Annotated in this window: 9 protein-coding genes and 1 pseudogene; 4 read left to right on the top strand and 6 right to left on the bottom strand. The window is 50.8% G+C overall.

What is annotated here, in order from left to right:
• Window positions 1-71: 71 nt before the first annotated feature.
• The 5 genes and pseudogenes from ACS18Q_RS14030 to glnA all read right to left on the bottom strand — a co-directional run bounded on the left by ACS18Q_RS14030 (window position 72) and on the right by glnA (window position 7436).
• Window positions 72-2630 (bottom strand): bifunctional diguanylate cyclase/phosphodiesterase, encoded by a 2559-nt coding sequence (locus ACS18Q_RS14030; protein ID WP_441257176.1) that lies wholly within the window; start codon window positions 2628-2630, stop codon window positions 72-74.
• 58 nt (window positions 2631-2688) lie between these two features.
• Window positions 2689-4092, bottom strand: coding sequence for a nitrogen regulation protein NR(I) (gene glnG, locus ACS18Q_RS14025; protein ID WP_014204272.1), 1404 nt, complete (start codon window positions 4090-4092; stop codon window positions 2689-2691).
• A gap of 55 nt (window positions 4093-4147) precedes the next feature.
• A pseudogene (glnL, locus tag ACS18Q_RS14020) lies at window positions 4148-5193 on the bottom strand (nitrogen regulation protein NR(II)).
• 135 nt (window positions 5194-5328) lie between these two features.
• Window positions 5329-5859 (bottom strand): DUF4124 domain-containing protein, encoded by a 531-nt coding sequence (locus ACS18Q_RS14015; protein ID WP_441257175.1) that lies wholly within the window; start codon window positions 5857-5859, stop codon window positions 5329-5331.
• A 167-nt stretch (window positions 5860-6026) separates the two neighbouring features.
• The gene (gene glnA / locus ACS18Q_RS14010; RefSeq protein ID WP_004728436.1) at window positions 6027-7436 is read right to left on the bottom strand and encodes a glutamate--ammonia ligase; all 1410 of its coding nucleotides are present in this window, start codon (window positions 7434-7436) and stop codon (window positions 6027-6029) included.
• Window positions 7437-7942: 506 nt separating this feature from the next.
• On the opposite strand from glnA, the gene typA reads away from it, so the two are divergent.
• Together typA and ACS18Q_RS14000 are read left to right on the top strand one after the other, a co-directional pair.
• Window positions 7943-9772, top strand: a complete 1830-nt coding sequence (typA, locus tag ACS18Q_RS14005) for a translational GTPase TypA (protein ID WP_004728437.1) — start codon at window positions 7943-7945, stop codon at window positions 9770-9772.
• A gap of 72 nt (window positions 9773-9844) precedes the next feature.
• A complete protein-coding gene (locus ACS18Q_RS14000; protein ID WP_441257174.1) occupies window positions 9845-10384 on the top strand; it encodes an AAA family ATPase in 540 nt (179 codons plus the stop codon).
• Between the two features lie 4 nt (window positions 10385-10388).
• Here the strand turns inward: ACS18Q_RS14000 and ACS18Q_RS13995 are convergent, their stop codons facing one another.
• Complete coding sequence (locus ACS18Q_RS13995) at window positions 10389-11027, bottom strand: DUF2959 domain-containing protein (protein ID WP_004728439.1); 639 nt, start codon at window positions 11025-11027, stop codon at window positions 10389-10391.
• Window positions 11028-11089: 62 nt separating this feature from the next.
• On the opposite strand from ACS18Q_RS13995, the gene ACS18Q_RS13990 reads away from it, so the two are divergent.
• Both ACS18Q_RS13990 and dtd read left to right on the top strand, forming a co-directional pair.
• Window positions 11090-12004 (top strand): virulence factor BrkB family protein, encoded by a 915-nt coding sequence (locus ACS18Q_RS13990; protein ID WP_014204276.1) that lies wholly within the window; start codon window positions 11090-11092, stop codon window positions 12002-12004.
• Complete coding sequence (dtd, locus tag ACS18Q_RS13985; RefSeq protein ID WP_014204277.1) at window positions 11976-12410, top strand: D-aminoacyl-tRNA deacylase; 435 nt, start codon at window positions 11976-11978, stop codon at window positions 12408-12410. The genes ACS18Q_RS13990 and dtd overlap by 29 nt, the downstream gene beginning before the upstream one ends.
• The last annotated feature ends 32 nt before the right edge of the window (window positions 12411-12442 follow it).

Below are 12442 nucleotides of genomic sequence, written 5' to 3'. Positions count from 1 at the left end.
CAAGTCAAAATCTGCGCTAAGTATAAAAACCAAACCGTGAAGTGTCAGTAGTGAGAAAGCGGAAATCGTCGCTATTTTGCCGATATTCTCTTCATGTTCACTAGATCTGTTGGCCATTCGTGATAAGACATCGGCTTGTTAAATAGGAAGCCTTGTCCTTGTGGGCAATGTAATTTTGCCAACAACTCTGCTTGTTCTGGTGTTTCAATGCCTTCGGCGACGATGTTGACTTTAAAACTGTTGGCCAGCGTGATGATGGTGGCGGCGATGCTGGTTTCAAAATGCGTTGGGTTGAGTAACGAAACAAACGCACGATCGATCTTCAGACAGTCGAATGGCAATTTATACAAGTAGGCCAATGAGCTATAACCTGTGCCGAAGTCGTCGATGGCCAAACGGATGCCCAGTTGTTTAATGGCTTGCATGGTATTGAGAATGACGGGGTCGTTGTTGACGATACGCGATTCGGTGATCTCCAAGGTGAGGTTATTGGGCTGCATCCCGGTGTTGCGCAATGTCTCTCGCAACTGCGGTAAGAACTCTGGGTGAGACAATTGATTGACTGATAAATTCACGTGCATTTGGAAGTCCGCCGACCACTTGCCTTGTTCAATGCCTTGCACGGTGTCCCAGCAGGCTTGGCGCAGCATGTGTTCACCAATGGCGTTGATCAGGCCGCTTTCTTCGGCGATTGGAATGAAATCCATTGGCGGTACGAGGCCAAACTCCGGCGATAACCAGCGTGCTAACGCTTCCGCCCCCAGTACTTCACCGCTGTGGAGATCCACAATGGGTTGATAGAACGGTACAAACTCTCGGTTCTCTAGTGCCAGCTTAATGTGCGTGACCATTTGAGTTCGTTTGCGCGAAATATCGGCCATTTCTGGAACGTAATAACTGATGCGAGTAGAGTCCTGTTTCGCGTTGCTGAGCGCAATGCTGCCGTTGCGCAGCCAAACCGTCATACTGGCGGAAGATAGATGATGTACGATGCCGATGGAGATGTTCACGGCGATGTTTTCGTTTGGCATATGAAATGGTGTCGCAAACAGCTGTAGCAATTGCTGAGCAAAGTACTTCACCGGCTGTTCCTCCACGCAATGCGGCCGATAAATCGCGAATTCATCGCCCCCGATACGGGCGATGTACGTCTCTTCGTTATTCACGGTTTTGAGGCGTTGGGCGATCAACACCAACAGTTGGTCGGCCTGGTGATGACCGAGGCTGTCATTGATGTCTCGAAACTTATCGATGCCGATGAGAAATAAGCTGCCGTGCAGCACAGGCATCTGGCTACAGCAATCGATGATGCCTTCACGGCTGTATACCTTGGTCAACGAGTCATAAATCAATTGTTCACGCAGTGCTTTGAAGGACGCCTTTAAGTTGTTGGCCATTTCGGTAAAGGCGTACACCATCATGCTGGTTTCGTAGATTTTGCCGGGTTTGGGCATGGCACTGTTCCAGTCGCCCTGTGCCAGATGTTTTGCGGCCACGGCGGTGGAGGTGATAGGCGCCGTGACTCGGTTGAATGTGATAAAACCAATCCCGATGCCGAATAAGCTCACGAGCAACCCCAGTAACCAGCTATTACGCTGGTTTTGTGGTAGCGAACCCAAGAGGTCGGCTTCAGAGATGGTGACGTTGATATACCATTGAAGCCCGTATTCATCCCTGACTGCGGCGACTTGGTTGAAATAGCGCGCGCCATCGACGCTGGTGCTAAACACTTGGCTGGGAACGGCATGTTCGGTATGCAGTGAATGCGCGATGTGTGTCGCGCTGGCTTTGAGCACGGGGTTTGGGGTTTCTTGTGTCGTGAGTCGTTCTCCTTTGGGAGACGATTCGGTTCCCCAAGAGACCACGCCCGTCGGCACCGTGTGTGCAATCAAGCGTTGGTCACCATCAAAGATATAGACATCAGCGTTGGTTTCACGCTTTAACTGATGCAGGAACGCGTTGAAGGTGCTGATCTTCACGTCGGTGACCATGACGCCAACAAACTGCTGTTGTTGCATGACGGGCGTGAGCGCGGACAGGGTGATGTCCTGACGTTCATCCATGTTGGTGTATACCGATGACCACATCGGGCGCAGATTGGCAGCGACTGGTGTGTAAAATGGGCGAGTGCGAGGGTCATAGTGATTGATAACGGAACGGACTTCACCATTCACCGAGTCACCGTGATAGATCATCAACTGCTGCTGAGTGCGCGCATCTTTGAGCATCAGCGTAAAGTCTTGATTATCCTCTTTGCGAAAACCGACAAATTCGCCGTGGATGCCGGCAAAGCTCATCACATCGATTTGCGAAATCGGCCGATACAGCTCATCAAACCCTGAGTGAAGAAAGCGCTCGATCACCTGCGCTTGGTGGGGTTGATACAACTGATGGAAGCCAATGCCATAACTCATGCTTTGGTTGGCGCGAAATGGCTCATCCAGAAAGGTATGCAGCCGTTGGTCGACATTGCTGGACAGGAACGTGAGCTGCTTGCGGCTCACGTCCTGAACCATCTGTTCGTAGCTGTATTTTTGTACCGCGCCGATGACTCCAATGGTGACCAAAATAATGATCACAAAAGGAAACAACACTGCAGTTTTTAAAGTCATCTGTTGTCTGAACGGCATATCCTGATTCTGCGCTAATGGCCGGTATTAGGATTGGCAGCGGGAGACAACCTACATGCTAATACAGCTCTTTCAGTTTCCGTGTGAGCGTATTGCGTCCCCAACCTAATACTTTGGCGGCGTCCTGCTTATGGCCATTGGTGTGATTGAGTGCTGCCTCTAAAAGTATACGTTCAAATTCTGGGAGTGCGTACGAAAGTATCTCGGTTTCTCCCGAGGCCAACGCCGATTTCGCCCACGCTTCAAGCTGTTTTTGCCAGCTGGCATCGCTGTCAAAGTCGACGCTTTTCTTTTCAGCCAACAGTTCAGAAGGTAGATCGCTCGGGAGCACTTCAGTGCCGCTGGCCATCACGGTTAACCAACGGCACATGTTTTCCAATTGACGCACGTTCCCGGGCCAGTCGAGGCGGTTGAGTATCTCAATCGTTTTGGGGTGCAGCGTTTTCATCTCCACGCCTAACTCTTTGGCGGCCAAAGCGAGGAAATGTTTAGTCAGCTTATCAATATCCTGACGGCGCTCACGTAATGACGGGATTTGAATGCGAATGACGTTCAGACGGTGAAATAAGTCCTCACGGAATTTGCCTTGATGTACCAGTTTTTCTAGGTTCTGGTGGGTTGCGGCCACGATGCGCACATCGACTTTGATCGCTGAATGGCCACCCACGCGATAAAACTGTCCGTCCGCAAGCACGCGCAGCAGACGGGTTTGAATATCGAGTGGCATATCGCCGATTTCATCCAGAAACAGCGTGCCGCCATTGGCCTGTTCGAAACGTCCTTGGCGCACGTTGTTGGCACCGGTAAACGCCCCTTTTTCGTGACCAAACAGCTCTGATTCAATCAAATCCTTGGGAATCGCGGCCATGTTCAACGCGATGAACGGCTTTTGCGCGCGCGGACTGTGACGGTGCAGTGCATGCGCCACCAGTTCTTTACCCGTGCCGGATTCACCGTTGATCAACACTGAAATAGAGGAGCGAGAGAGGCGGCCGATAGCGCGAAACACCTCTTGCATCGCGGGGGCTTCACCGATGATTTCTGGTGCATCGTAGGTGGGAATCAAATGCTGCGATTGTTCTTTACGCTGCTCCTGACCATGCGCAATGGCACGCTCAACGAGGGTTAACGTCTCATCGACATCAAATGGCTTCGGCAGATATTCGAAGGCCCCCTTTTGATAGGCGTTGACTGCGGCATCCAAGTCGGAGTGCGCGGTCATGATGATCACCGGCAATTCCGGTGAGCGTGAATGCACTTGGTGCAATAGCTCAATCCCATCAATGCCGGGCATACGAATATCGGAAACTAAGACGTCAGGGGTTTCTCGTTCGAGTGCCATCAACACACTTTCTGCATCAGAAAAGGTTTCACACTTAATATTGGCTGACGACAGGGTTTTCTCCATCACCCAGCGAATCGAGCTGTCGTCATCGACAACCCATACGTATCCTTTACTCATAGTCTGGTTTCCTCAACAGCAGCCTCCATTCTCCAAGCGAGAATGGTCACGTCGTTCAAATCGGTAAATAAATCGTAAATGTGGTTCTACCTGGCCAGCTTTCTACATCTATTTTTCCATTGTGCTGGTCAATCAGGTTTTGTGAAATCGATAAGCCAAGTCCGGTACCGCCCTCACGACCGCTGACCATGGGGTAAAACAGCGTGTCTTGAAGTTCGAGCGGAATGCCCGGACCGTTATCGATGATTTCGATTCTGGCCACCAACTTATGTCGTTGGCCATGAATATTGGCTTGGTGCACCGTTCTGGTGCGGAGTGTGATCACGCCATGTGGCTGGTTGGCCAAAATTTGCGCTGCATTGCTGACAATGTTCAGCAGGGCTTGCTCGATTTGATCGGTGTCCATCAGGATGTTGGGCAAACTGGGATCGTAATCGCGCTCAATTGTGAGATCGGCGCGGCCTTCCAGTTCCACCAATTGACGAACTTTTTCCAAAATCAGGTGCAGGTTCTCGGAGGTTTTCTTGCCCGGCTTTTGGGGCCGAGCAGGCGATCCACGAGCGCGCGTAGGCGGTCCGCTTGTTCAATGATGATTTGGGTGTATTCAGTCAGGCTCTGATCGGGCAGCATGCGCTCGAGAAGTTGCGCTGCGCCGCGTAACCCACCCAGTGGATTTTTGATCTCATGGGCCAAGCCACGCACGAGCAGTTTGGCCGCTTGTTGTTGTGCATGTTGGTTAAGCTCTTGCGTTAGGCGACGCTGTTGCCCTATTTTGCGCATTTCGACCAACAGCATCAGCTCTTTTTGCCATGATAGTGGGCTGACGGTCACTTCCAGCATGAGGGGTTTGCCATCGACCACGAAGGTGACGTCGCTGTCGGTGATGCTCTGACCGCTTTGCAGCGGCTGTGAGAGCAGCGCCAGATCCATCGACGCATGTTGAATCAGTTTAGACAGCGGCTGATTGATGATGCGTTTGGCACTTTGTGAAAACAGCTGTTCGGCTGCTGGGTTGGCATAGCGCACGCACAGGGTTTCATCCAACATCAAAGTGGCGGTCACAACGTTGTTCAGTATGGTTTCGCTTAGCTCTGCACTCACAGGTTCATCCTTGTCCGTGTTCCAAAATAATGCAATGCACAAAAATGGTGCATCAAATTGTCAAGTATGGCGCAACGGAGCACAAAGAAAAAGCCAGACACTGCCTGAAATCGAGCAAATTAGTGTGGATATCGCCTAATTCACGGACGCTCGATGTAAATGCACCGTTACAAACTTAGATGATGCAATAACCTTGCCGAATCCAAATGCCTGAATTGAAAAGGTATGAGACCCGCGTTCAATATTGTTCAGGTGCCACACCGTTTTGGTGCTGGGTGCGCCGTAAGGCTTGCCATCCATCAGTAATTGCAGGTGTTCACCAACGCCCAGCGGGCGATTGAGCTCAACCTCAAGGGTCATTCGGCCGCGATTGTCGCGAATGGTTTGGTCATGGTGGGGCGCGCTCAGGGTCACTTGCAGCGCGATGTGCGGTTCGGTGGTCGATTTGGGTGCAGGTGGGTCGATTGGTTGGGCGGGGGTATAACTGGGAGCGGGGGGCGTTGCATCCACATCGGGTAGGTGAATGGCTTGAGCCTGATCGTCGGCTGGCGCATCGCTAAAGTGCACTACGCCTTGTTCATCTTCCCAAGTATAAACACTTTGTGCGCTCAACTTCAGCGGCAGTGTGAGCAACAGGAGTAACTCCAAAAACACAATACGAATCATCGTTCACCTCACTCATGGTGGTGGCCAAAACGGCAGCGTCGAAGACGCTAGATTATGTAACGTTCATGTTAAATTGCCGATGATAAACGCCAAATATGAAAAAGGCCCGCCTGCGAGGCGAGCCTGATTTTCTGGTGTAAGCCCGTGAAGGTTACACGAAATGCAACTTATACAGAGTAGTACAGTTCGAATTCCAGTGGGTGCACAGCGGTGTTGATACGCTCAACATCTTTCGTTTTCAGATCGATGTAAGAGTTGATGAAATCATCAGAGAATACGCCGCCTGCGGTCAGGAATTCACGGTCAGCATCTAGGCTTTCTAGCGCTTGTTTCAGTGATTCTGCAACCTTAGGAATTTCTGCTGCTTCTTCTGCTGGCAGATCGTACAGGTCTTTGTCCATCGCTTCGCCTGGGTGGATCTTGTTCTTGATACCGTCAAGACCAGCCATCAGCATCGCGGCAAACGCAAGGTATGGGTTTGCTGCTGGATCTGGGAAGCGAACTTCGATACGACGCGCTTTCGGGCTTGGTACCACTGGGATACGGATTGACGCAGAACGGTTACGCGCTGAGTAAGCCAGCATCACAGGTGCTTCGTAGTGAGGTACCAGACGCTTGTACGAGTTGGTTGACGGGTTAGTCAGGGCGTTCAGTGCACGTGCGTGCTTGATGATACCACCGATGTAGTAGATCGCCATTTCAGACAGGCCGCCGTACTTGTCGCCAGCAAACAGGTTCACACCGTCTTTGGCCAGAGATTGGTGTACGTGCATGCCAGAACCGTTGTCGCCAACCAGTGGTTTAGGCATGAAAGTCGCTGTTTTACCGAATGCGTGAGCAACGTTATGAACAACGTACTTGTAGATTTGGATTTCGTCCGCTTTAGTGGTCAACGTGTTAAAACGTGTAGCGATTTCGTTCTGACCTGCGGTCGCAACTTCGTGGTGGTGCGCTTCAACAACCAGACCCATCTCTTCCATGATCAAACACATGGCTGAACGGATGTCTTGTGATGAGTCGACTGGTGCGACTGGGAAGTAACCCCCTTTCACGCCTGGACGGTGGCCTTTGTTACCGTCTTCGTAGTCAGTACCCGTGTTCCAAGCGGCTTCAACGTCATCAATCTTGAAGAAAGAGCCGGACATGTCAGTCGAGAATTTTACGTCATCAAACAGGAAGAACTCTGGCTCTGGGCCGATCAGGACAGTGTCTGCGATGCCAGTTGAACGCATGTAGTCTTCTGCACGTTTTGCGATAGAGCGTGGGTCGCGATCGTAGCCTTGCATGGTTGCAGGCTCAAGAATGTCACAACGGATGTTCAGCGTTGAGTCTTCTGTGAATGGGTCAAGCACAGCAGATGATGCATCAGGCATCATGACCATGTCTGATTCGTTGATACCTTTCCAGCCAGCAACTGATGAACCATCGAACATTTTACCTTCTTCGAAGAAGTCTGCATCGATCTGGTGAGCAGGGATAGAGATGTGCTGCTCTTTACCTTTTGTGTCTGTGAAGCGTAGGTCAACAAACTTAACTTCGTTTTCTTGGATCAGCGATAGTACGTTTTCTACTGACATCTTGGATAACCTCCAGTGTTAATAAAGCGGTTTGGGCTCGAATCAAAAATGAATTCCAGCATCGATTAATGTCTGAACTGCTACTTAATCTGTGCTGAAATCATATTAGCTAAAATCGTGCCAATTTCTTAAGTTCCATAAATTCAATGCCTTGCATAGGTTTGGTTCGTTTTGGTGCTTATTGCTGCACCAAGAAGATCCTTTATTGCACCTTATTGGTGCAAATTAATTTTGACTGCACCAATATCTGTCAAAGCGAACACTATTCAGCCGCTAATTTGCAGGGATGTCAATTGCCATTTCCGACCAGTATGTCTCGGTTTGTTTTAAATCAATTTGACAACTAGGCTCTAAAGGAGCGAAATTCAGCGTGACAGATCACATATTCCTAGGTTTTTCGCCAAAATCTGGTACATTATTGGCCGTTTTTTGAACCAAACTCAGGTGCCGATTTCGCCTACGCGCGAAAGCGGACCATTTTGTGTAAATAAGTGAAGCAAAACTCCATGGCTACTCCACAGATTGATAAATTAAGAAACATCGCGATTATCGCGCACGTTGACCACGGCAAAACGACCCTGGTGGATAAACTACTCCAGCAATCAGGCACGTTAGAGTCGCGCGGTGATGTTGAAGAGCGAGTCATGGACTCGAACGACATTGAAAAAGAGCGCGGCATTACCATCCTAGCGAAAAACACTGCGATTAACTGGCATGACTACCGTATCAACATCGTAGACACCCCAGGACACGCGGACTTCGGTGGTGAAGTTGAACGTATCATGTCAATGGTTGACTGCGTATGTCTAATCGTTGATGCCGTTGACGGCCCAATGCCACAAACTCGTTTCGTGACTCAAAAAGCGTTTGCTCACGGTCTGAAACCAATCGTTGTGATCAACAAAATCGACCGCCCTGGCGCGCGTCCTGACTGGGTTATGGATCAGGTTTTTGACCTGTTCGACAACCTAGGTGCAACGGATGAACAACTGGACTTCCAAGTGGTTTACGCATCAGCGCTGAACGGCTGGGCAACGCTGGAAGAAGGCGAAACGGGCGAGAACATGGAACCGCTGTTCCAAGCGATCGTGGATAACGTTGAACCACCTCAAGTTGACCTTGAAGGTCCGCTGCAAATGCAAATTTCTCAGCTGGACTACAGTTCATACGTTGGTGTTATCGGTGTTGGCCGTGTGACTCGCGGTACGGTCAAACCGAACCAGCAAGTGACCGTTGTGAGCGCTGATGGTAAAAAACGTAACGGCAAAGTGGGTACTGTTCTGGGTTACCTGGGTCTGCAACGTTCTGAAACTGAACAAGCAACAGCGGGTGACATCGTTGCGATCACGGGTCTTGGCGAACTGAAAATTTCAGACACCATCTGTGACGTGAACTGCATCGAAGCGCTGCCACCGCTGAGCGTTGACGAACCAACCGTTACCATGACTTTCCAGGTCAACACTTCTCCGTTCGCGGGTAAAGAAGGTAAGTTTGTAACCTCACGTAACATCCTTGAGCGTCTGGAAAAAGAACTGGTTCACAACGTTGCACTGCGTGTTGAGCAAACTGACGATCCAGATAAATTCCGCGTATCAGGCCGTGGTGAACTTCACCTGTCTATCCTGATCGAAAACATGCGCCGTGAAGGGTTCGAACTGGCAGTATCTCGTCCAGAAGTAATCCTGAAAGAAGAAAACGGCCAACTGATGGAACCGTTTGAAACCGTGACCATCGACGTGTTGGAAGAGCACCAAGGCGGCATCATGGAGAAAATCGGTTTGCGTAAAGGCGAACTGAAAGATATGTCTCCAGATGGCAAAGGCCGTGTACGTCTAGATTTCGTGATGCCATCACGTGGCCTGATCGGCTTCCAAACTGAGTTCATGACGCTGACTTCAGGCTCTGGTCTGCTGTACCATACATTCGACCACTACGGTCCACACAAAGGCGGCAACATCGGCCAACGTGTGAACGGCGTACTGATTTCGAACGCAACTGGTAAAGCACTGACTTACGCACTGTTTAACCTGCAAGAACGTGGCCGTCTGTTCACTGAACACGCGGACGAAGTTTACGAAGGTCAAATCGTGGGTATTCACAACCGTTCGAACGACCTGACTGTCAACTGTCTGAAAGGCAAACAGCTGACCAACGTACGTGCTTCTGGTACGGACGAAGCTCAAGTTCTGACTCCAGCAATCAAATACACGCTAGAGCAAGCGCTTGAGTTTATTGATGACGATGAACTGGTTGAAGTAACACCACAAAGCATCCGTATTCGTAAACGTCACCTGACTGAAAACGATCGTAAACGCGCTGCTCGCGACGCAAAATAATCGTTGAATGAATCGCGCGAAGCCCTCAGCATCTGCTGGGGGCTTTTTTTCGCCCTGAGAAAAGGAGTGAGAGTGAAACCGATCATCATCACCGGCGGTCCGGGCGCTGGAAAAACCACCTTGATAGAGGCGTTCGCGCAAACCGGTATGGCAACGTTTCCCGAGGTGTCGAGACGCTTGATTGAGCAGGAGCGTGCCAAGCCTCAGGGCATTTTGCCTTGGCACGATCTGCCGGGATTTGCTCAGTTGTGTTTGGTGGCAATGCGCGAGCAAAAGCGCTGTGCGGAAAACGAACCTTTGGCGTTTTTGGACCGTGCGATTCCGGACATTTGTGGTTATCTGCATGAAGCGGGGATTGCGCCGAACGCTGAGCTGCAAGCCGAAAGCCAAGGGTATTTCCCTTTGGTCTTTGTCTGTCGGCCTCATGCGGCGATTTATGTGCAAGATGAGGTGCGACCGTATCCGTTTGCACAAGCGCTCGCCATTCATGAGCAGTTGCTCACCACATACACCCAATTGGGCTATCTCTGTGTGGATGTCCCATTTGGCCCGGTGGCGGCGCGGGTTGAATTTGTGCTGCGTACGCTAGAGCGTGAGCACGCAGCACGATAAGGCATTACTGTTTCAACTGATTGAGGAATTGATTTGATTCTTCAATTGCCGCGTTCATTTGCGTGATCGCGGTGCGAATATCTTGTTCCAGCGTCGCAAATTCACCTTGCAGCGATCCTACCGCACTGGCATTGAGGTTATGCTTCAAGAAGAGCGTATTGTCTCGCAGCGTGTTGAGCACCGGCGTCATTTTTTGCTCGGCGCGCTTCATCGCTTTGAGCATCGTCTGATATGACGCTTTGGTGGTGTTGAGTTTTTGTTCGCTGGCGCGGCGCAGTTTGCTGCTGGTGTAGAGTTTCAGTTCGCCTTGCCATTCATCAAAGAGCGCCTCGGCAACGTCTTCAATCGCGGCAATGCGCTCACGAACGTCAGCGGCGGCGTCTTCACTGTGTTGATACTGGTCGTTGATACGCTCGTAAGCGCTTTCGAGTTCGCCGCCATCAAACTGCGTGAATGCCGACAAGGCGTCTAACGCGCTGGTCAGTTCTTGTTGTGCGTCTTTCTGGGCGTCCTGAGCAGCCTCGACGCGGTCAACCATGATGTCGCGTTTGTGGACGCCGACTTTTTCCATCGCCGAGTAGTAGGCGCTTTGACAGCCCGTTAGAGTAAAGATCGATAAGAAGATGGCCAACAGGTAAGGCATCATGCGCTCCTTTCAATTAAAATGAAGGCGTTAGCATGGCTTAGTCGCATGGGAGAGACAAGTTGAAAATCCAAACTTTGGTAAAGCAGAGCGTATTATTTGGTCGTTACTTATTGAGTCGAATGGTGCACGACCGAGTGAACGTTAACGCCGGGTATCTGGCGTACATCACGCTGTTGTCGTTAGTGCCCATGCTGACCGTGTTGCTGTCGATCCTCTCGTCGTTCTCGATTTTTGAAAACGTCGGTGACGTGGTACAAGACTATGTGATTACCCACTTCGTCCCTGCGGCTGGCGATGCGGTGCGCCATGCTTTGAGCGAGTTTGTGACCAATACGGGCAAGATGACGGCGGTCGGCGGGATGTTCCTGTTTGTCGCCGCGTTAACGTTGATCTCAAATATCGATAAAAACCTCAACTACATCTGGCGGGTGCGCAAAAAACGCCGCATGGTGTTTTCGTTTTCGATGTATTGGATGATTCTGACGCTTGGCCCGATTTTGGTGGGGGCCAGCATTGCGCTGACGTCCTATATCACGTCGCTCAAGCTGCTCGACAGTGAAGCGCTCACGGGAGCCTTCAACTTCTTCCTACGTCGTCTGCCGCTGCTGTTGTCATTCTTTGCGTTTGCGGGTTTATACCTGCTGGTGCCGAATAAAAAAGTCCACTTTTTGCATGCCATTGCTGGCGCGTTTGTCGCGGCATTGTTATTTGAACTGAGTAAAAAGGCCTTTGCCGCCTACATCACTCAGTTCCCTTCTTATCAGTTGATATACGGGGCACTCGCCGCGATTCCTATTTTGTTTGTTTGGGTGTATTTGTGTTGGTTGATTGTGTTGATTGGGGCCGAAGTTACGGCGGCGCTCGGTGAGCGTGAAGACTGGAGTGAGTCCCCAGACGTGATACACTCATTGCCTCAAACTCAGCACAAACAAGAAGGAAACCAAAGTGATAGCCTTGATTCAACGGGTGAGTGAAGCGGCCGTTCGTGTCGACGGTGAGACCATCGGTGAAATCAACCGAGGTCTGTTGGTGCTGTTGGGGGTAGAACGCGACGACGATGAAGCCAAAGCCAAACGCTTGGTGGAGCGTGTCACCACCTATCGTGTGTTTGAAGACGACGCCGGCAAAATGAATCTCAGCGTCAAAGACGTTGGGGGCAGTGTGCTGGTGGTCTCGCAGTTTACCTTGCCAGCCGACACCAAAAAGGGCACGCGCGCTGGGTTTTCACGCGGTGCACACCCGCAAGAGGCCGAGCGCCTTTACGATTATTTTTCTGATGTGTGTGCCGAGGTGTTGCCGACAGAACGTGGACGTTTTGCGGCCGACATGAAAGTATCACTCGTCAACGATGGCCCAGTAACCTTCTGGTTGCAGGTATAAATTTCGGCTCCTCGTGAGCCTTCGGGAACGGA

It is taken from the genome of Vibrio sp. Vf1514 (genome assembly GCF_052076135.1).
Taxonomy (GTDB): domain Bacteria; phylum Pseudomonadota; class Gammaproteobacteria; order Enterobacterales; family Vibrionaceae; genus Vibrio; species Vibrio furnissii.
Note: the sequence above shows the minus strand (reverse complement) of the source record. Positions and strands in the feature narration are given on the sequence as shown.